The following is a 21,011-nucleotide window of genomic DNA, read 5'->3' as shown; positions in this document are numbered from 1 at the left end:
TTATCTTTTATTGGGCCATTTCATAGGAGTTGTCCATGCCTGCACAGAACCCCTCTTGAGTAGTATAGAGAAAACGAAAAAAAGGATCAGGCTGTATATCACGTTCACAAAAGCGAACATGTACGTGTAAGAGTGTGTCTCGATATCGTTGCCACTTACCTGCGAGATCGGGATGATGAAGGCGATGATCGCGTTCAGAATCAGGAACATCACCCAGTGCTGTGTTTTATACAGGCCGGTGCTCATGGCACGGTTCAGCACATAGTAGTAAAGTATAACGATGCCCAGTGTAATGATGAATAACATCAGCCCTGTATTCGGGAAAACCACTTCGCGGTAGTCGTTGGTGAAGTTAGCAGGGATTGGCCGGCCTAAAACCAGTTCGTAGAGTCCAGAAAAAAACTTTTGTATCATGCTTGTTAGTCAGCTTTGTTAAATTGTATGGTTGCGTTAAAAATGAAGTCGCTCTGATCGCGGTAAAGCGCCTGAACGCCATCTATTATCTTGGTTAACTGGTAAGTCTTCTTCGGAGCAGCGGCCGGGTTATTGTCGTTGTCGGTAGACCAGGCCTTGATCCAGGTTGGCGTAACCTGCGGCAGTTGCACAGATATTGTTCCGTAATTAGCAGTTAGCTCGGGTACGCGCACCCGCACAAAGTGGCTATACTTTGCCAGGTCAGGCGTGGCTTTTATACTTTCATCGGCGGCTGTAACCGAAACTATACTCGGCCTGCTGCCCGTGCTGCTTACCTTCAAGTTCTTCTTCAGGTAATCTATACTTTGCATCGACATTGGCAGGCCACTCAGGTCTAGGCCTATGGTAAACTCTACCGGCTCTTTCTTTTCAGGCTGCAGGTTTACCGAAGTACACGGATCGGCATTTCGGCTGCTGCAATAAATATTTCCGGAAGGATAAAACTGTTTCTCCTTCAATAAAGCAGAATGAGGTATAGACTTATACTCAAAACCGAAGTAGGCCTGCTGCGCCGGCAGGTTGCGCAGCACTTTATTTGTAACTACCTGCACCTCTTCCTGCTTGCCGATCACCCAGATGTAGTAAGGAATCTCCTCCCCGTTCAGGGTTCTTCTTAATTCCGGTTTCTTAACAGCCGGATGGTAAGTACCATAAAAAGGTGATGAATTGGCAAGTATGGCAATGGCCAAACCCTGGTGCTCGGCTTCTCTCAGGCTGCTTCGGATATCCGAATCAAGTGAAATAAACTGCCCCTGGTCGCGTGGGTCAGGGCCGTGTATAAAATCCGAAATGATAATGCTTACCGCCTCCTGATCAATAGACTTTTGCAAAGCTGCTTTTAGCATAGCCGGAAGCGGTGTGCCTCGAACATCATCCTTGATACCACTAACGATATAACTTTTCATGGTATTGTATGACACGCTATCCAGTACCGGCCGGCTCTGCGCGTCTTCCTTCGCCAGGTAAAAAGCTTTGCTGGCCACGTAGCGTCCGTCCTCTACTTCCGAGATCAGCTTGTTCAGGTTGTTCTGGAACGTGGTAGCCTCTTTACCTGCCGCTGGAGGCGGTATAAAACCCTTCATTCCGTTCGAGATTTCCAGGTATACGTTCACGTTTACTTTAGAGGGAGCAGCCGTTTCTGCCGGAGTTGTAGTTGCTGTCGGAGCTTTGCCTGTAGCAGCAGGTTTTTCAGTTTGCGCCGGAGCTTTGGTGGCCTCGGGGTCGGTTTCTTCGTTGCCGGACTGCTTTTTGAAGCAGCCGGAAAATAAAAGGGTGCCGCAGAGCAGCAGTATTTGGATGTTACTTACAGACCTTTTTAGGAGCATGCACTATTTTGTTTAGCCGTGGGGAATACTTAGAAAACTTGAATAAGGTTATCGTGCACAAAACATACTTTATAAAAGAGGTAACAATTTTTATTCCAGCTTTAGCCCCTAAGTCAGGTAGCATAAAATTGTGCTGTTTCGGAAAGCTCTTAAACGAAATATGCAACGGGTAAGATTCAGCAGTTCGTATATATTTACAACATAATATTTTCAAAGCGGTCTGAATTCCCTCTTTATCAAGAAGATGTTGCCCTGTTATCTTCAAATAAAAAGTACAGTCTTTGTCGCCTCAACCAAGCTAAAATCTTCTTATACTATTATTAATCAATTGTTTAAGTTAGCCAATATAATGGACAGTATCAAACGATTTCCTGCTATTACGTTAAATACACAGAATTAACGTATTAAAAAAACAAGCTTTAGTACGTTAATTTACTTCCTGCCATATTATGAAACTAATTTCTTACAAATACAGATACCTGTTCACGCTGTTGTTAAGCCTACTGCTGTTTACAACGTCCTGTGAGGAGGAGGATGAACAGCCTACCACGCTCAACCCGGATCTGGTAACTTTTACCAGTAGTTTAAGTGGCGACCAAATGGTGCCGCCTGCTACTTCCAAGGCAACCGGTAGCTTCCGAGGCACCTACGACCCGGAAACCAAGCTGCTGAGCTACACCATCACGTTTGCAGGTATAATCCCCAATGCCATGCATTTTCATAAGGGAGAGGCGGGTGAAGAAGGAGATATGATTATCGAAATCCTTCCCGAAGGAGCCCCCTACTCCAGCTCAAATCCTTATAAGAGCCCGGTACAGGGCTCTACCCCAGCTCTTACAGCAGAACAGGAAGCCGACTTGCTCGCTGGCAAGTGGTACCTTGACATCCATTCAAATGCTAATACCGGAGGTGAATTAAGAGGGCAGATCAAACGCTAAGCACAAACATTTTTCTGGGTTAACTTTATTTTACTCTTACTTCCGGACACCATTTCCGTTTAAGAGGCTGATTTAAACTTTGCCCCATAGCAGCAAATACGTACCATCCATACTTTTAAACCATGGCAAACCTTTTCAGCCCGCTCACGATAAGAAGCGTTTCTTTCAGGAACAGAATCGCTATTTCGCCTATGTGCCAGTACTCCAGCGTGGATGGCTTTGCCAACGACTGGCACCTGGTGCACCTGGGGAGCCGGGCAGTAGGTGGCGCCGGCCTGATAATCTTAGAGGCAACAGGAGTGTCGCCTGAGGCACGCATCACACCGGACGACTTAGGTATCTGGAAAGACGAGCACCTGGACATGCTGCAGCGTATTGTGACTTTTATAGAAGCAGAGGGTGCAGTGGCAGGCATACAGCTGGCGCATGCCGGAAGAAAGGCAAGCCATAGCAGCCCCTGGAAAGGTGGCAAAGCATTGCCCCCAGAAGAAGGAGGCTGGCAGACTGTAGCGCCCAGCGCTATGCCGTTTATACCTTCAGAACCAACACCTTTGGCTTTAACGCATGAAGGCATTGATAAAGTGATCTCAGATTTTAAAACAGCCGCTTTACGGGCATTGAAAGCAGGTTTTAAGGTGATCGAGATTCACGCGGCACATGGTTATCTTCTGCATGAATTTTTCTCTCCGCTGAGTAACCATCGCACAGATAACTACGGCGGCACTTTTGAAAACAGGATACGTTTACTGCTGAAAGTTACCGATGGGATCAGGCAAGTATGGCCGGTAGAATACCCGCTGTTCGTTAGAATTTCAGCAACAGACTGGACAGAAGGAGGCTGGACTGCTGATGACTCTGTTAAGCTAGCTGCTATACTTAAAAAGCACAGTGTAGATCTCATCGATTGCTCAACCGGCGGTAACGTACCACATGCCCAGATACCTGTTGGTCCCTGCTACCAGACGCCATTTGCAGAACAGATTAAAAAGGAAACGGGTATGATGACAGGTGCAGTAGGCCTTATCACAACAGCTCAGGAAGCAGAAGCGATCATCACCAACGAGCAGGCCGACATAGTGTTTTTGGCCAGGGAATCGTTGCGCGACCCTTATTTCCCTCTCCACGCCGCACTGGAGTTAGGCCACGACATCGAATGGCCGGAGCAGTATGAGCGGGCAAAGCCAAGGAGAAGGTAAACGTTCAAAAATGCCAAAGGCGAAGGTTAGCAGGAAGCAATAATGAAGGGTAACTTATATTGTCTTTTCGAACGGCAGTGAGAAATCTTATACCTATACCTGAAGTTTATACTTTTTGCCGGCAAGCCTGTTGCTTCGTAGCTGCTTGTATTCCTCAGTCTTACTTGCCAATAGTTTCACTTATACTTTGGTGCGCTCTGAGGCCGCGGGGCCTCGTCCTGGGGGTAGGGGCCCTCGATAAAGGGCATCGCGCTGTCTAGCTTTCCTTTGCTACCCTTCGGTCACAATGCCCTGGCGGGCACCGGAAACCCAGAAGGCGCTCAACCCAAGGACTGGAAACGATACTGCTTCGTAAGCCGCTATGCAACTGGAACCAGGTCCCCCTTTGAAGGGGATGGGGGATGATCTGCAGCAGCGATGACACTAATACCTTCAAGTATAAAAATAACAGAAGCTCCCCTCCTTGGTTAAGGAGAGGTTAGGGGTGGTTGGACCACAATGAAATTTATACTTCAAAGTATAGCAACAATAGAACCCTCCGCCTCAATAAAACAAGAACCTAATCCCGAAAACAGCATGCCAAGGTATGAGACATTAAATAGGTATACTCCCCAATACCTAAGATTACCCTATCCCATAACACAGGAAATAGACTAACAGGAACAATTTCCAATGCAATACCCTTAAAAGTATATGCTGCAATCAAAGCTGCCGGGAATGCATTTTTATACTTGGCATAATTAAACCTTAAATCTTATTTACAGTCTGACTAAAAAATATTTGCACATTTTTCATTTCAATCCATTAGTTTTAGAGGTAGTAAATTACCTTCTGAAGGAAATAAACTAATCAACAACAACTCAATCACTAAGAATGAAAGTAACGAAAGACAAGGTTATGGCTTCCAGAAAGTCCGCGGAAGGCATGTTTGTTTGGAAAAACCACTTTAAGCTTCTGTTGCTGGGTGCTGCCACTGTAATCACAATGGATGCCTCTGCACAGTATGGCTCAAAAGCACCTAGAAAGGCCTTCATCGACAAGGCTAACATGGACCTGAGCGTGAAGCCGGGCAATGATTTTTATACTTACGCCAACGGCGTGTGGCTTCGTAACAACCCGGTTCCTGCAAAGGAAACCCGTTGGGGCAGCTTCAACGAACTGCGTGACTTCAACATCAATGCTGTAAAAGCTATCCTGAACGAGTCTGCTGCCAAAACCAAAGCTCCTGCAGGCTCTGTTGAGAAACGCGTAGGCGATTTCTATGCTGCTGCCATGGACAGCGCTGCCATCGAAAAACTGGGCTATACGCCGATCAAAGCTGACCTGGAGCGCATCAAAGCCATCAAAGATGTGAACGGCGTGCTGAACGAGGTAGCTTACCTTAGAACTTCCGGCGCCGGTTCTCCGATGTTTGGTTTCTTCGTGGGCCAGGATCGCAAGAACGTAGAGAACATGGTTCCGCAGCTAAGCCAGGGCGGTACTACCCTGCCTGACCGCGACTACTATCTGAAAAACGATGCCCGCAGCACCAAAATTCAGGAAGCCTATAAGAACTACATCGTAAAACTGTTCACTTTAACAGGTGTTGATCAGGCAACAGCACAGAAAAATGCTGAAACCATCTTCAACCTGGAGAAGAAAATGGCTGAGGCACAGATGGCTCGCGTAGAAATGCGTGACCCCTACAAAACCTACAACAAATTTGCCGTAGCCGATTTCAGCAAGACTACTCCGAACCTGGATTGGAAGTCGCTGATGGCGAAAATGAAGGTAACAGGTCAGGATACGATCCTGGTTAACTCGCCTAAATTCTTCACAGAGCTGAACGGCCTGCTGACAAGCACACCAGTAGCTGACTGGAAAACATACCTGCAGTGGAACGTACTGAAATCTTCAGCGCCTTACCTGAGCAATGACTTTGTAAACGCTAACTTTGCTTACACGCAGGCGCTGACAGGCCAGAAAGTACAGACGCCGCGCTGGCAGCGTATGTCGTCTCTGACAGACGGCACTATTGGTGAACTGCTGGGCCAGCTGTACGTGGCGAAACACTTCAAGCCGGAGGCAAAAGCCCGTATGGACGAGATGATCGCTAACCTGATCAAGGCATACGAAATCCGTATCAAAGGCCTTGATTGGATGAGCGCAGAGACCAAAGAGAAAGCTCTGGCGAAACTACACGCTTTCAGACCAAAAGTTGGTTATCCTGAGAAATGGAAGACTTACGAAGGTCTGGCAATCGACCGTAATACCTTCTTCCAGAACGTGCGCAATGCCGGCGAGTGGGGTTACAACGACATGGTAAGCCAGTTGGGCAAGCCAGTTGACAGAACCAAGTGGGGCATGACTCCTCCAACCGTAAATGCTTACTACAGCCCGGTAATGAACGAGATCGTGTTCCCTGCAGGTATCCTGCAGTTCCCGTTCTTCGACCCGAACGCGGATGATGCGGTGAACTACGGTGGTATCGGTGCTGTGATCGGTCATGAGATATCGCACGGTTTCGACGACTCTGGTAGCCAGTACGACAAAGACGGTACCCTGCGCAATTGGTGGACCGAACAAGACTTAGCTAAGTTCAAGGAGAAAGCTGCTGCCCTTGCAAAGCAATATGATGCTTACACTGTGTTGGATACCGTTCATGTAAACGGTAAGCTGACGCTGGGTGAGAACATCGGTGACCTGGGTGGTCTGAGTGCCGCTTACGAAGCCTTCAAAATGACCAAGCAAGGTAAGTCAAAGAAAAAGATCGATGGCTTTACGCCGGATCAGCGTTTCTTCCTGTCATGGGCACAGGTTTGGAGATCAAACACGCTTCCTGAAACGGCTGCTCAGCTGATCGTAACAGATCCGCACTCTCCGGGCGAATACAGAACGATCGGTGCGCCGGTAAACATGGATGCCTGGTACAAAGCCTTCAATGTGAAGCCTGGCGACAAGCTTTACAAATCGCCTGAAGAAAGAATCAGAATCTGGTAATTTCTATTTTAGAATAACTGAAAGCCGCCCCACTTCAACCGGGGCGGCTTTTTCATTTTCAACAGTTTAAGTTTTGCCTTATACCAGTCACTGCTATACTTTAAAGGCTTTACGTAGAATCATAAAGAGCAAAGACAGCTACCATGACAACAAAATTTTTACTGCAGCAATGGGCCGAAGGCAGAATCAGATTCAGCAACCTGTTACCAGCTATTACAGCTGCTGATTTAAGTAAGAAGCTGGCCCCTGCTCCCAACTCAATTGGCTTCCTGATGCGGCACATCGCCGAAGTGGAGTTGCTGTATGCCAAAAACATCTTCAAAGCACCAAATGTAAAAGTGATTGCCAAAACTGTTATCGAGAAGCAGGACAACGGGCAATGGACTAATCTAGAGGAATTAATAAACTTACAGCAGTACGCTTATAAGCAACTGCAGGAAGCTATAGCCCTGCAATCTGATGATTCTTGGGATGAAAAAATTGCTACAAAAGAGTTCGGAGAACGAACGAAAGCAGAAGCCTTAGGCAGGATCACCACCCACACTGCTTACCACACTGGCCAAATTGCCCTGATCCTGAAGTATGGACAATGAACGCTTCGTTCACTAAAAATTTTCAGCTTTGTTTGCATACTTGAAACTTTAATCGTAATATTACGATAATAAAATCAATTATGGGACTTTCCAAAACAGAAGAATTTGTACAGGCCGATATTACGCTGGCCAAGTATGCAAAGGCGCTGGGTCACCCGGCGCGCATTGCCATACTTCGTATCCTGCTCGAACGCAACACGTGCATCTGTGGCGACATTGTAGAAGAACTGCCCCTTTCACAGTCTACCGTTTCGCAGCACCTGAAAGAGCTGAAAGATGCCGGCCTGATCAAAGGCGACATCGAAGGCAAGAAGGTTTGCTACTGTATCAATGAAAATAACTGGCGGCACGCACAGCAGTTGCTGCAAAGTATGTTTGTCAGCTATACTTCCTGCAACACATCTTGCTGTTAAAAATTTTTTAATCATTTTAATCGTAATATACCGATAATTAAAACACTTAGAACTATGAGCACATCAGAAGAACTAAAGAAGATCGTAAAAGATAAGTACAGCGAAATAGCGCTGCAAAGCAAAGAGCAGAACGAAGTCTCTTGTTGTGGGGCCACGGGCTGCGGCACCGTTGATTATGCCATTTTTGCTGAAAATTACACGGAGTTGGAAGGCTACACCCCTGATGCTGATCTGGGCCTGGGCTGCGGCGTTCCTACAGAGTTTGCCCGGATCAAAAAAGGAGATACGGTTGTGGACCTAGGTTCCGGTGCCGGCAACGATTGCTTTGTAACCCGTGCCCTTGTTGGTGAAAACGGTAAAGTAATAGGCGTAGACATGACTGAGGTCATGATTGCCAAAGCACGTGAAAATGCAGACAAGCTCGGCTTCAACAACGTCGAGTTTCGACAAGGCGAGATCGAGCGCCTGCCCATAGCTGCCAACCGAGCCGATGTGGTGATCAGCAACTGCGTGCTGAACCTGGTGCCGGATAAGCGCAAAGCCTTTGCCGAAACGTACCGTGTACTGAAGCCGGGCGGCCATTTCAGCATTTCAGATGTAGTGCTGATTGGTGATCTGCCGGAAGGACTGGTGAATGCTGCTGAGATGTATGCCGGCTGCGTTTCCGGAGCCATTCAAAAAGAAGAATACCTGCAGATCATCCGCGAAACAGGCTTCGAAAATGTCACGGTGCAGAAAGAAAAGGCAATACATGTACCGGATGAAATTCTCAAAGATTTCCTGGATGAAGCAGGTATCCGTCAATTCCGGGAAAGCAACACAGGCATTTTTAGTATCACGGTATACGGAGATAAGCCTTTCGAAACACTCCTCTGTGAACCTGGCTCCGGCTGCTGCTAAAAATTAATAATTGAACATTCCCTCGTATACTTACTCAGGTATGCGAGGGATTATTTATACCCCTGTATATGGAACACTGTGCACCTGCACATAACCGAAAGCAGCTAGGCTTTCTGGACCGTTACCTCACCCTCTGGATCTTCCTGGCCATGCTATTGGGCGTAGGGGTAGGCTATTTTATACCTGATAGCTCCGGCTATATCAACTCCCTCTCCAGCGGCTCCACCAACATACCTATTGCGATTGGCCTAATTCTGATGATGTACCCGCCGCTGGCAAAGGTAAACTACCGCCTGCTGCCTAAGGTATTCGGTAATGTAAAAGTGATTAGTTTATCGTTATTCATGAATTGGATAATCGGCCCACTGCTGATGTTCATACTTGCCATTATCTTCCTGCGCGATTACCCCGCGTACATGACCGGTCTTATACTTATCGGGCTGGCCCGCTGCATTGCCATGGTACTGGTCTGGAACGACCTGGCGGATGGCAGCCGTGAATACGCAGCCGGACTGGTAGCGCTAAACAGCGTATTCCAGGTGTTTCTCTACAGCTTTTATGCCTGGCTGTTTATTACCAAACTGCCGCCGCTGTTCGGTTTTGAAGGCGCTATCGTGGATATTTCCATTACGACTATAGCCGAAAGCGTGGCCATTTATTTAGGCATCCCTTTCCTGGCTGGCATCATCAGCCGGCTGGTGCTAGTATCGCTGAAGGGTCAGGAGTGGTACCAGACCAAATACATACCTGCCATCTCCCCTATCACGCTTATTGCACTGCTCTTCACTATTGTGGTAATGTTCAGCCTGAAAGGTGAGCTGATCGTGTCCATTCCGTTTGATGTGCTGCGCATCGCCGTGCCGCTTGTCATTTACTTTGTCATCATGTTCCTGGTTAGCTTTTTTGTAGGCAAAGCGGCCGGTGCCAATTACGCTGAGAATGCTTCGGTAGCCTTTACGGCAGCGGGCAACAATTTTGAACTGGCCATTGCTGTAGCCATTGCCGTGTTTGGTCTAAATTCAGGCGAGGCTTTTGCCGGTGTGGTGGGTCCGTTAGTGGAAGTACCGGCGCTTATTGCACTCGTAAATGTAGCGTTCTGGCTCCGTAAAAGATTATATGCGAAACCTGTAACCTCAAAAGCAGCATGATTCTACTACCTACTCTTCAGCAGACAGCCCGGGAACTGGAGCATACCTTCCAAACCATACCATCCGGGCGGAAGGCATTGCTGAACCAGCTCATTGAATTTATCAGTCGAAAACGAGAAGCTGGCGAGGCAATAAAGCTTGTATTTATTTGCACGCACAACTCCCGCCGTAGTCACATGGCGCAAATCTGGGCCCAGGCTGCTGCCTCCTATTATAACATACCTGCTGTAAAGTGCTACTCCGCTGGCACCGAAGCAACCGCATTCAATCCGAAAGCCATTACTGCCATGCAGAGGCTAGGCTTTGACATACAGGGAGAAGATGACGCAGATAACCCGAAGTATAAAGCTTTTTTTTCTGAAGAGGCAGATCCTTTAGAGGTATGGTCGAAACAAATTAATGACGCTGCCAATCCAAAAACAGGCTTTTGCGCCATCATGACCTGCTCCGATGCAGACGAGAATTGCCCGTTTATAGAAGGCGCTGAAATAAGAATTGGCATAACTTACGACGATCCCAAGGCCTTCGACGGCACCTCACAGGAAAAAGAAAAATATCTGGAGCGCGCCCTGCAGATCGGCAGGGAAATGCTGTACGTGTTCCATAAAGCAAGATAGTATGATAATTTCTCGCCCTTGAGTATCTAGAAAGTTCTCTTCACATGTTGCGTCTTTTGCTTTCTCTCCCCGTCATCAGGACATAACAGTTCTAAAAACTAACATCCTGAAAGACATGGAACCGATGTACATTTACACTTCTGCCAGACAGGTAAAACAATGGTATGGCCTGCAGGAAGAGGCCTCCTCAGCGAAAACTGAAGTACAACAGGAAACTGGCTCTGATTGCGCATCCTGCTGCAGAAAAGAGCAGCAACAACAGGTAGAATAAGTCGGATACACGCACACTCTCCCCGCTGCAAAATATTTTCCTTCAGGCACACGGACTTGACTAAAACTTGCTGTACTATTGCGGCATGATAAAAACAGCATTGAAGAAGTATGGAGCCGTGGCTTAGTTATGCAGTAATAGCCATGCTTACCGGAGGGGTAGCCATGGTGTTTGCAAAAATGGGAATGGGAGGCACCAACGAGCACGTGGCCCTCGTGATCCGGACAGGGGTATTATTTGCCATGGTGGTAGGCAATGCCTGGTATGCCGGCGCACTAAAAGGAGTGAAAGCAGTAGATAACAAAACCCTTACCTGGCTGATGCTGGCGGGTGCCTGCACGGCCATTTACTGGATTTTATACTTCAAGGCACTCAAAACAGCAGATGTCTCGATCGTGGCAACAATAGACAGGGCCGGTATCATCGTAACCGTGCTGCTCTCCTATTTCCTTTTGAAAGAGCCGCTCACCCCGAGGCTCCTCATCGGCATGGGCACGATCCTGGCCGGCACCCTGATCCTGATCTGGAAATAGTAAAACAATGCTCGAAGCGTTCTCCAGCTATTTCACAACACATTATTAACCCAAATAGAGAGTTAAGCCTGGGTAGGTCCAACAGGTATCCGTAAGAAGTAAACATTTACGACATTAGGTGTAACAGCCGCTCCGTGGTATGGGGCGGCTGTTTTTATACTTCTTACTACCATCTTTAGGGTATAATTCTACTACAGATTCAGGGCAGGCTACTCCTTTGTCATAGAAAAGCATTAATTTTGCAGCGTCAACACTTCCCAAAATACCCATGAAAAAATTAGTTTGTGCGCTGATGTTTATTCCCCTTTTTGCGGGACAGGTTTTTGCCTGGGGCCAGAATGGCCACCGTGCAGTGGGCCTGATAGCAGAGCAGCACCTAAGCAAAAAAGCCAAGAAGAAGATCGCTAAAGTTCTGCACGAAACTTCGCTGGCTGAAGCTTCTGTCTGGATGGACGATATCAAATCCGACACAGCCTACAATCATACCCACGACTGGCATTGGGTAACCATACCGGAGAACATGCGCTACGAACAAACGCAGAAGAACCCGAACGGCGACATCATCATGAAAATCGAAGAGCTGACCAAAGCTCTGAAAGCAGGCAACCTGAACGAGAAGCAGCAGGGAGAATACCTCAAGTACCTGGTGCACCTGGTAGGTGACCTGCACCAGCCGCTGCACGTGGGTAAAGAAGGCGATACCGGTGGCAATGCCATAAAATTGCAGTGGTTCGGAAAGCCCTCAAACCTGCACCGCGTATGGGACAGCGATATGATCGAGAGCAAAGACCTGAGCTTTACCGAATTGGCCCGCTTTGCCGGCAACCCCAACAAGAAGCAGGTAAAAGAACTACAGTCTACCACCGTCAGAGACTGGGCCTATGAGTCGATGACGTATCGCCCGCAGGTATACAACCTGCCGGAAGATGGAAAACTCAGCTACCGCTACAGCTACGATAACTTCGATACGTTGGAAAAGCGCATCCTGCAGGCAGGCGTTCGTTTAGCTGGCCTCCTAAACGAGATCTACGGTTAGTAAATAATCAAGAAAAGCAGCAAAGCCGCCCGGATATAAACCCGGGCGGCTTTTGTTTTTGTAGCTGTATTCAGGAGAATATTTCATATATTAGCTAAGGCACTCAGCTCATACTTAAGAAAAACTAATCCTTTGCTAGCTATGAAAAAACTCCTGCTGCTCTCGCTTCTCGGCATTACGCTCAGTTCTGCCTCTGCCCAGGAAAACTGGACCTGGGGCGGTCCCCTGGACCCAAACCAGGCAGCCTACGATGTCAAGCATTATACATTGAACCTGGCCATGGAGCCGGACAAGAAATACATCTCCGGAAGTGCGGACGCAGTGCTGGAAGTGAAATCTCCAATAGACGTAGTTAAACTGGACCTGATTGACAGGTACAAAGTAAGTGACGTGCGCCTGGATGGAAAGAAAGCAATTTTTACGCGTGAGATGAACCGGATAAACGTGCAACTGGGGAAGAGCTACAAGCCGGGCCAGCGGCTAACCATCACGGTGGCCTATGCTGGCGAAACACCCGAGGCTGTGCGCCCGCCGTGGCAGGGAGGTTTTACCTTCTCCAAAGATGCCAATGGCAAACATTGGGTGGGTCTATCGTCGCAGAACGAGGGCGCCAAAATATTTATGCCCTGCAAAGACCATCCGTCCGATGAGCCTGACGAAGGGGTTGATCAGTTCATTACCGTTCCCGCCGGCTACATGGTAGCAGCTAATGGTGTACTGGTATCCGAGAAAAAGAAGGCCAACAAGGTCACTTACCACTGGAAGACGAACTATACGATCAACAACTACAGCATCAACTTCACTGTCGGTGATTTTATAAAAGAGCAGAAAGAATACACCACCGTGAAGGGCAACAAAGTACCCATGGTGATCTATTTGCTAAAACAAAACGAAGCAAAGGCACCGGGGCTGATGGAAGTGCTGGAAACAAGTGTACGTACACAGGAGAAATACTTTGGCGAGTATCCCTTCCCGAAAGAAAAGATCGGCATCGTGGAAACGCCTTACCTGGGCATGGAGCACCAAACCATAAATGCCTACGGCAACAACTACAAGTATACCAAAGTGGGCGGCAAAAACCACGACTGGCTGCTGCACCACGAGCTTGGCCACGAGTGGTGGGGCAACAAAGTAACTGTTAGCGACTGGGCCGACTTCTGGATACACGAGGGCCTCTGCTCCTACGGAGACTGGCTTTATACAGAAGAACACGCCGGCAAGAAAGCATACATGGAGCATGTACGCGAAATCGGGGAACAGATCCCGAACAACAAACCTGTGATCATACACGATGAGGCTGACTCTGACGAGGCCTACCATCCGGAGGTTTATACCAAAGGCGCCTTTATCATGCACTCGCTGCGCTACAACCTGGGCGATGAGGTGTTCTTTAAGATACTCAAAGGCTTTGCTACAGACGAGGCCTATACCTACAAACACCAGGTAAAAACAGCCGATTTTATCAGCTACGTGAACAAAGTGTCGGGAAAGGACATGGCGCCCATGCTTAACTTTTACCTCCGCTCCACTAACCTGCCGGAGGTAGTGGTAAAAAGAAGCGGTAATAACCGCTATACTATCCAGGTCCCGAACATTGATTTTACCCTGCCGATGGATGTAAGAACAGACAAAGGCATCCAGCGCCTGGAGTTGTCGGCAAAACCGGTTGAAGTGACCTCATCAAAAGCCCCGGTAATAGATGAAGACTTCTGGTACCTGAAAAAGATAACGACTGCTACCGAAAGCAACTGATTTGGAGCTATAACAAGAAAGGAGCCTCTGCAACGGGGCTCCTTCTTTATACTTAAAGGAAAATGTTGGCTCAATTTATACTTTGCGCTTATGCTTCAGTCAGCTGGGTTAGCTAAGTCTATACTTCTGCTCCAGGTCCACCAGATCCTGAAGCAAATCAAGCGTTACCTCTCCCGGTTTACCCGTTCCAATCACAACGTCATCCACCTGCACGATTGGCAATACCCGTTTAGTGGTACTTGTCAGAAAGGCTTCTTTAGCCTGGTAAATATCATCCAGAGTAATTGCTCCTTCTTCGGTTTTATACTTTCGGCCGGCCAGCTCCAGTACGTTCTTCCGGGTAATGCCACGCAATACGTTCTCGGATGGGGTAACCACCGTATCATCCTGCCTTACGATAAAGAAGTTGCAGCGTGGAAACTCCGTCACCACGCCATTTTTATAGTATAAAACGTCATCCGCACGCTGATCTTTCACCCGCTTGATAAGCCGTATGCCCATGGTATAGTTGATGGTTTTAGCTGCAGGTATTTCGCGCACATACTCGTGGGTAATGATCTTGATACCCCTATCGATCTGCTCCTGCGGAGGCAGGGAAAGCGGCTGCTGAATTAACACAAGGTTGGGTTCTGCCAGGTCGTACCCATTGGCAGAATAGCCCCCGGTCAGGATCATTTTTATACCGGAAAGGCCCAGGTTATTTTTCAGGATAAGCTGCGTGATGGTGGATCTCAGCTCTTCCTCTGTTAACGGAGCGGGTAGCTCCATCATGGTAGCCGAACCAAAGAAGCGGTCCAGGTAATCGTCCAGGAAAAGCGGTATACCCTCCTGCACCTTGCAGAAGTCGAAAATGCCATACCCCCGCTGGATGGCGAGGTCACTCACATGCAGAAAGGCAGCCTCAAGGGGCATGATCTCTCCCTGGTTATAGGCGAATAGTTCAGTGTTTGAGCGCATTGTGTTTCTTTAACAGCTTTAGAACTTTATCAAGTGGTAAGGCTTCTACAACATGCTGCTCCTTTCCCTGCATGGTTTCGGCCTTAAACAGCGAATTGATGATGGCTTCTTCCGTTGCTTCGATAACCGCCATAAACAAAGGCGACATTTCATCGTTTCGCAACAAGGTCATGGTTTGTGTTTTTTCTTTGGAGGTATACGGTACGCGCAACGCTTCATGGGTAGAGAATGCAATTACATAGTCGCCGCTGCCATTGGAGGCAATACCGCCGGTTTTAGCCAGTCCCATCATGGCACGTTTTGCTATCCGCTCCAGGTTTCGCGCATCCACAGGCGCATCGGTTGCCACCACGAGCATACAGGAGCCATCGGCTTTCTCCTGCAGGTGCTGGCTCAGGTAATACTGACCGAGCTCCTGCCCTACCGGCACGCCGTTTACCTGCAGCACACCTCCAAAATTTGTCTGCACCAGTACCCCCACCGTGTAGCCGCCAGTTGCGTCAGGAGTTTTGCGTGATGCCGTGCCGATACCGCCTTTAAACCCGAAACACACTGTGCCGGTACCAGCGCCTACGTTCCCTTCGGCCACAGCTCCGTCTTTAGCCTGCTTTATAGCCTCCAGTACATCTGCTTCGCTTACGTGCCTGCCCCGGATATCATTCAAGTGGCCGTCGTTTGTCTCGCCCACCAGCGCATTTACCGATTGCACCTGCTCATTGCCGGGTTGCTGCAGGGTATACCCAACCACCGCATTCATGGCCGTGCCGACACCCAGCGTGTTGGTAAGTATAACCGGCGACTCCAGGTTTCCCAGCTCCTGCACCTGCGTGCTTCCGGCCAGTTTCCCGAAACCGTTCCCTACAAAAACAGCAGCAGGCACTTTCTGCTGGAATAGATTTCCTGCATGCGGAAGTATAGCTGTTACGCCCGTCCGGACATCGTTGCCCCGGATAAGGGTCGTGTGCCCTACCCGTAGGCCCGCCACATCCGTGATCGCGTTGTTTTTACCCGTCGGAAGCACTCCGATGGAGATACCGAAGGCACGTGCCCGCTTGCGTTCCTGCCCCTGGGCCTGAGAAAGTAAACCCATCATGATCAAAAGGATAAGTGTATACCGCATAGAGTTATCGCTTTCGCCTGAAGTAAATGTAAGTGTATTTTTTAAATTCAGGATATGCCTGGAAAAAATTATAAACCAGCGGTCATTTGTCTGCTTTTTTCATTCTGATCGTACATTTCTACAGATACCTGCCTTGTGTAACCAATGTCACTGAACACCCCGTGACATTAGCCGATATTTGTCTCATAGTTATCTGAACACAGACACCCGAGCGTCTTACAACAAAGGATTAACAGTACTGAAAATGCGCTCTGGTCGATGTCTTACCAAACCAAGTATGATGCAGGAATTCTGGAACGATCGCTACAGTCAGGAAGCAATGGTATATGGCAGCGAGCCAAACACCTTCTTCCGGGAGCAGTTAAAACTCCTTGAGCCGGGTAAGCTCTTGCTGCCAGCCGAGGGCGAAGGACGCAACGCTGTGTATGCCGCGCTCAAAGATTGGCAGGTGCAGGCGTTCGACTACAGCGATGCAGGTCGTGAAAAAGCCATGCGCCTGGCAGAACAATGCGGGGTAAGTATAAACTACCGGCTTTCAGACGCTGAAAAGTATACTTGTGATCCGGAAAGTATGGACGCTATCGCCTTGATCTATGCACAATTTCCTCCTGCCCTACGGCAAAGTTTTCATAAAAAAGTGGTGCAGTGGCTACGGCCCGGCGGGAAAATCATACTGGAAGCATTTCACCCGAACCAGTCAGCCCATACGTCAGGAGGTCCTAAAGATGTAGCAATGTTGTATACAGCCGCTATGCTGCGCTCTGATTTTGAAGGTCTCTGGATAGAGCTGCTGGAAGAGAATGAAATTCAGCTGAACGAAGGCACATACCACCAGGGAGCCGGTTATGTAACCAGGATGGTGGCAACAAAGCCTTAAACACTGCTATACTTTCAAAACTTTGTAACGGTTTTTAAACATTAAAAGGCGGCAGATCCGCCCATAAACTATAGTCAAATGAAAAGCACGTTGAACATAATGGTGCCGGTAGATTTTACGCCGATTTCTTTCAAAGCAATGGAGTTCCTGCGCCTACTGAAAGAAAAGACTCCTGTAGAAACCCACCTGGTGCATGTAATACAGGTAAATGCCGCCGAATGGGCAGGCGCAACAGAATCTTCTGAAACCCTCGACAAGGATGAGATCAAAACACTGGAGCAGAAAGCAACCCAACAATTTGCTGAATTGAGACAGCAGGCAGACTTCAGTTTCACCAGTGACATTGTATATGGTGGCCTTACTACTTCGCTGTCTGAGTACGCTGCCAAGCACCAGATCGACCTTGTAATTATGGGCACTGAAGGTGCTGAAGGCTGGTATGAGAAGATCTCCGGTTCAGAGGCACAGCACGTGGTACGCCATACGGATGTGCCTGTTATTACCATACACCAGTCTGCTACCATCACACCGATCCACAACATACTATGGGTAGCTGACTTTGAGGCCGAAAAGCAACCGGAACGCTCTATCACGACCATCAAAACCCTGCAGCAGCTTTTCGGAGCGACACTTCACCTGTTGCAGATCATTGAAAAGAAAGACGAGCCACGGGAAGCGCAGGTACTGCAGCGCATGGACCAGTTTGCCACCGAGCTGGGGCTGGTCAACTACGAGCTGCACCTGCGCCGCGATTACAAAGTGCCGGAAGGAGTTCGCAACTTTAACCAGGTAAATGAAATGGACCTGGTGTTAATTGGTACGCATGGCCGCAAAGGCTTCAGGCACTTGTTCTACGGCAGTATCGCCGAAACGCTGGTAAACCATTGTATCCGTCCGCTGCTAACGTATCACTTAAAATAAAGAACATTTTCTGTCAGACTCGGTTGCGCCTCTCTGCGATACATAGAGTACCATGTACTATAAAAAAGCGCATGCAGCAGCGCTCCGGCCCATATTACCACAACTTGGACTTAGTAACACAGATCAGTTTCTGATACGTTATACTTTGCTGATGTCCGGAAGTACAGGGTTTGTTTCGCGGCGAAGAGAAGTATATATTTACAAGTAACAGGTTAAAATGCCTGTTACCCTTTTACCCGGAAAATGGCTGATAGTACACGAACATCAGTCCGATTTTTGAAGATAGAATGAAGACGTATCTGCTTTTGTTACTCAGCACACTGCTTCTGCTGTTCACGTTGCCAAAAAATGGCCTTGTGGGTAGCAGCCTGTCTGCGTCTGAACAAAGTATGATCCGTAAATCCTGCCAGAACAAACGGCTTGTAAAACGCACCTGCGCAAAGAAATGCCTGAAGCACCAGACCCATTCCGACCAGCAGAATGCAGCGAACCTGGCAACCGACTGTAGCCAACAGCTCTTTGCTGTCGTTACTCCTTTGCAGCCAAGGTTGCTCTTTTCTTTACCTGCACAACCAACCCTTATGCTTCCTTCTATCCGGAAACACCTGTCACCCGACCTGGTAGATTACCCAAAACCGCCGCGGCTATATTAAAATGATTTAGTACCAGTACCACGGGAAACTTCAGACGAGCTATACTTTAGCCAACGAAGCTGCCCGATCTTACCTGTATCCTTCTTCAGGAAACAGAAAAGTTATACTTATACCCTATTCAATCATTTTAAGAATATACATCATTATGGAATTCACTCCTCTGCAAAGGCTATCTTTTCTGGCGTTGCGCCTGATGAGCAGCCTGATATTTATCATTGCAGGTCTGAACCACCTGTTGCAAACTGCCGGTGCTACGGCCAGACTCGAAAAAGCGCCTTTTGCCCAATTAGCCACCTGGATCGCTCCAGCCGAAACACTGATCATCCTGTCGGGCATTGGCCTGCTGTTGGGCGGCTTTCTACTGATGGCAGGATTTAAAACTAAACTGGCAGCCCTGTTGCTGCTGGCCATACTTATTCCGATAACACTGACAGTACAGGTGGGTAATGCCGCGGGCAATGGCCCCCTGTTCAAGAACATTGCGCTTTTGGGTGTGCTTGTTTTCTTCGTTGCAAACGGAGCCGTGTATTATGGTCTTGACCAGGTGCTGGAGCTGAAAAAGAAACTACAGGCAAGCATTCAAACTACCCGCAACAGCACCTACCTGGGCACTCTGGTTATCAGCCTGATGGTACTGCTTGGTTCCTGTACTGCTGGTACAGCAGCCTCGCAAACAGCTCAGCAGCAGCAAGGGACAGAAAGCGTTGCTGCAAAAAAGAAATACGCAGTACTCATTAGCCAGCCTAACCACCTGAAAGCTGCCGTTAACACGGCGGAGACCATTACCAAAGACAGCAGGTATAACAGCGAAGCGTTTGTGGTGATGGCCTGCGGCAAGTCAGTAGAAGCTTTCAAAAAAGACGGCGGAATGACTGAAGAAATCGAGAAAGGCAAAGCGGCAGGCGTCACCTATAAAATATGTGGCATGTCGCTCAGGCAATTCAACATCGACCCGAACACGCTGGCAGAGGGTGTAGAAATCACTCCGAATGGCTTAACCTATATGTTCGACCTGCAGCAGCAGGGCTTTACCACAGTAGAACTATAAATTAATGTATAAAAGGGAGATCCCCGCATACTTCACTACCTTTAACTAAAACAAGAACATCATGAGCAAACATAAATTTTCGATCAAAGACATACCGGGCTGGGCAGTGATGCTGGCTATCTTCGGGATCTTATACTTAACAGGTTTGCACACGGAGGCCATTGGCCAGGTGCAACGGCTTCTGCTGGCCACAGGCATTAAAAATGCTGATGTACCAGAACCAGGTGCCGTGGCAAGCGCAACCGAAATTGCGGAAACAGCTGCTACAGGATCATCTGTAATGGCAGGTGCGGGTTTCCAGATGGCGGGGCTTGACGGCAAACCAGTGGCTTTCGAGAGCCTGAAGGGCAAGGTTATTTTCATGAACATCTGGACGACCTGGTGCCCACCCTGTGTAGCCGAGATGCCCAACATCCAGAAACTATACGAGAAAGTCGGCTCTGATAAAATTGCCTTTGTGATGCTTTCCGTGGATGAAGGTGGAATGGAGAAGGTAAAGAAGTTCATCGACAAAAAAGGCTTCACCTTTCCGGTATACATGCCGGCTAGCCAGTTCCCGCAGGAGTTTTACTCCAACTCCATCCCTACTACTTTCATCATCTCGGCGGAAGGCAAGATCGTAGCCAAGCAGGAAGGTATGGCTGACTACGACAACAAAGAGGTTCGCGATTTTCTGCAAAGTATGGTCAAAAAATAAGCAGATCTAAGCTGGCTGATTTATCGTATCAGCCAGCTTATTTTTTAAGCTTATACATTAGTATACCTCGTAAAATGAGCAATACAGTTTATACTTGTTTTCAAATTTAACCTGAACGCCATGAAACTTAAACTTATGCTGATGCTGACCTTTTTTACACTGGCAGCTTCTTCCACCTTTGCCCAGGTAGCACCGAAAGCCAAAACTGAACAGACCAAAGTACACCGCATTGTGTACGACATGTCTGCTGCCGATACGGCACAACATGCGGGCCTTATGCGCCAATTGAACAACATAAAACGGGGCTGGCCGGAAGCGCAGATCGAAGTAGTGGTACACGGCAAGGCAATGGACCTGCTGGTAACGGGCAAGTCGTATAAACCAGATGCCATCAAAGAGCTGCAGGTCAAAGGCGTAGTTTTTGCAGCCTGCGAAAACACAATGCGTGCTCGCAAGGTTACAAAAGAGCAGCTGTTGCCAAACGTTATTACCGTGCCGATGGGTATTGGTGAGATCATTACAAAACAGGAAGAAGGCTGGGGCTATATCAAGTACTGATCGCT

The 21,011-nt window shown here is 48.2% G+C and carries 22 protein-coding genes; 18 read left to right on the top strand and 4 right to left on the bottom strand.

Annotated features, from left to right (window positions below; all coding sequences use genetic code 11):
- Positions 1-414, bottom strand: a complete 414-nt coding sequence (locus MJ611_RS16175; protein WP_250431214.1) for a hypothetical protein — start codon at positions 412-414, stop codon at positions 1-3.
- Between the two features lie 5 nt (positions 415-419).
- Positions 420-1,799 (bottom strand): hypothetical protein, encoded by a 1,380-nt coding sequence (locus tag MJ611_RS16170; RefSeq protein ID WP_250431212.1) that lies wholly within the window; start codon positions 1,797-1,799, stop codon positions 420-422.
- A 449-nt stretch (positions 1,800-2,248) separates the two neighbouring features.
- On the opposite strand from MJ611_RS16170, the gene MJ611_RS16165 reads away from it, so the two are divergent.
- The 12 genes from MJ611_RS16165 to MJ611_RS16110 all read left to right on the top strand — a co-directional run bounded on the left by MJ611_RS16165 (position 2,249) and on the right by MJ611_RS16110 (position 14,175).
- Positions 2,249-2,737, top strand: coding sequence for a CHRD domain-containing protein (locus MJ611_RS16165; protein WP_250431211.1), 489 nt, complete (start codon positions 2,249-2,251; stop codon positions 2,735-2,737).
- Between the two features lie 122 nt (positions 2,738-2,859).
- On the top strand, positions 2,860-3,933 hold the full coding sequence (locus tag MJ611_RS16160; protein WP_250431209.1) for an NADH:flavin oxidoreductase/NADH oxidase: 1,074 nt from the start codon (positions 2,860-2,862) through the stop codon (positions 3,931-3,933).
- A gap of 1,047 nt (positions 3,934-4,980) precedes the next feature.
- Positions 4,981-6,912 (top strand): M13 family metallopeptidase, encoded by a 1,932-nt coding sequence (locus MJ611_RS16155; RefSeq protein ID WP_250431405.1) that lies wholly within the window; start codon positions 4,981-4,983, stop codon positions 6,910-6,912.
- 143 nt (positions 6,913-7,055) lie between these two features.
- Positions 7,056-7,505, top strand: a complete 450-nt coding sequence (locus tag MJ611_RS16150; RefSeq protein WP_250431207.1) for a DinB family protein — start codon at positions 7,056-7,058, stop codon at positions 7,503-7,505.
- A gap of 80 nt (positions 7,506-7,585) precedes the next feature.
- Entirely contained in the window at positions 7,586-7,918 is a 333-nt protein-coding gene (locus MJ611_RS16145) for an ArsR/SmtB family transcription factor (RefSeq protein ID WP_250431205.1), read from the top strand.
- Positions 7,919-7,972: 54 nt separating this feature from the next.
- Positions 7,973-8,818, top strand: a complete 846-nt coding sequence (locus tag MJ611_RS16140; protein WP_250431203.1) for an arsenite methyltransferase — start codon at positions 7,973-7,975, stop codon at positions 8,816-8,818.
- A gap of 68 nt (positions 8,819-8,886) precedes the next feature.
- A complete protein-coding gene (gene arsB / locus MJ611_RS16135) occupies positions 8,887-9,966 on the top strand; it encodes an ACR3 family arsenite efflux transporter (protein ID WP_250431201.1) in 1,080 nt (359 codons plus the stop codon).
- Complete coding sequence (locus MJ611_RS16130; protein WP_250431199.1) at positions 9,963-10,583, top strand: arsenate reductase/protein-tyrosine-phosphatase family protein; 621 nt, start codon at positions 9,963-9,965, stop codon at positions 10,581-10,583. Before arsB ends, MJ611_RS16130 begins: the two co-directional genes overlap by 4 nt.
- Before the next feature lie 115 nt (positions 10,584-10,698).
- Entirely contained in the window at positions 10,699-10,854 is a 156-nt protein-coding gene (locus tag MJ611_RS16125; RefSeq protein ID WP_250431197.1) for a hypothetical protein, read from the top strand.
- Positions 10,855-10,964: 110 nt separating this feature from the next.
- A complete protein-coding gene (locus MJ611_RS16120; RefSeq protein WP_250431195.1) occupies positions 10,965-11,387 on the top strand; it encodes an EamA family transporter in 423 nt (140 codons plus the stop codon).
- Positions 11,388-11,655: 268 nt separating this feature from the next.
- Positions 11,656-12,423 carry a S1/P1 nuclease gene (locus tag MJ611_RS16115; protein ID WP_250431193.1) on the top strand — a complete coding sequence of 256 codons (768 nt, stop codon included), beginning with the start codon at positions 11,656-11,658 and terminating at the stop codon, positions 12,421-12,423.
- A 141-nt stretch (positions 12,424-12,564) separates the two neighbouring features.
- Complete coding sequence (locus MJ611_RS16110; RefSeq protein ID WP_250431192.1) at positions 12,565-14,175, top strand: M1 family metallopeptidase; 1,611 nt, start codon at positions 12,565-12,567, stop codon at positions 14,173-14,175.
- Positions 14,176-14,283: 108 nt separating this feature from the next.
- On the opposite strand, the gene MJ611_RS16105 is transcribed toward MJ611_RS16110, so the two are convergent.
- Complete coding sequence (locus MJ611_RS16105; protein WP_250431190.1) at positions 14,284-15,132, bottom strand: aminotransferase class IV; 849 nt, start codon at positions 15,130-15,132, stop codon at positions 14,284-14,286.
- On the bottom strand, positions 15,116-16,252 hold the full coding sequence (locus MJ611_RS16100; protein ID WP_250431188.1) for a DmpA family aminopeptidase: 1,137 nt from the start codon (positions 16,250-16,252) through the stop codon (positions 15,116-15,118). The genes MJ611_RS16105 and MJ611_RS16100 overlap by 17 nt, the downstream gene beginning before the upstream one ends.
- A gap of 277 nt (positions 16,253-16,529) precedes the next feature.
- Here MJ611_RS16100 and MJ611_RS16095 point away from each other — a divergent pair, with 277 nt between their 5' ends.
- The 6 genes from MJ611_RS16095 to MJ611_RS16070 all read left to right on the top strand — a co-directional run bounded on the left by MJ611_RS16095 (position 16,530) and on the right by MJ611_RS16070 (position 21,006).
- Entirely contained in the window at positions 16,530-17,129 is a 600-nt protein-coding gene (locus MJ611_RS16095) for a class I SAM-dependent methyltransferase (protein WP_250431186.1), read from the top strand.
- A 78-nt stretch (positions 17,130-17,207) separates the two neighbouring features.
- Complete coding sequence (locus MJ611_RS16090) at positions 17,208-18,050, top strand: universal stress protein (protein ID WP_250431184.1); 843 nt, start codon at positions 17,208-17,210, stop codon at positions 18,048-18,050.
- Positions 18,051-18,337: 287 nt separating this feature from the next.
- Positions 18,338-18,703 (top strand): hypothetical protein, encoded by a 366-nt coding sequence (locus MJ611_RS16085; protein ID WP_250431182.1) that lies wholly within the window; start codon positions 18,338-18,340, stop codon positions 18,701-18,703.
- 145 nt (positions 18,704-18,848) lie between these two features.
- Complete coding sequence (locus MJ611_RS16080) at positions 18,849-19,751, top strand: DsrE family protein (protein ID WP_250431180.1); 903 nt, start codon at positions 18,849-18,851, stop codon at positions 19,749-19,751.
- Between the two features lie 61 nt (positions 19,752-19,812).
- Complete coding sequence (locus tag MJ611_RS16075) at positions 19,813-20,448, top strand: TlpA family protein disulfide reductase (protein WP_250431178.1); 636 nt, start codon at positions 19,813-19,815, stop codon at positions 20,446-20,448.
- A 120-nt stretch (positions 20,449-20,568) separates the two neighbouring features.
- The gene (locus MJ611_RS16070) at positions 20,569-21,006 is read left to right on the top strand and encodes a DsrE family protein (RefSeq protein WP_250431176.1); all 438 of its coding nucleotides are present in this window, start codon (positions 20,569-20,571) and stop codon (positions 21,004-21,006) included.
- Positions 21,007-21,011 lie beyond the last annotated feature (5 nt).

The organism is Pontibacter ruber (assembly GCF_023630205.1).
Taxonomy (GTDB): domain Bacteria; phylum Bacteroidota; class Bacteroidia; order Cytophagales; family Hymenobacteraceae; genus Pontibacter; species Pontibacter ruber.
This window is presented reverse-complemented; position numbering and strand designations above follow the sequence as displayed.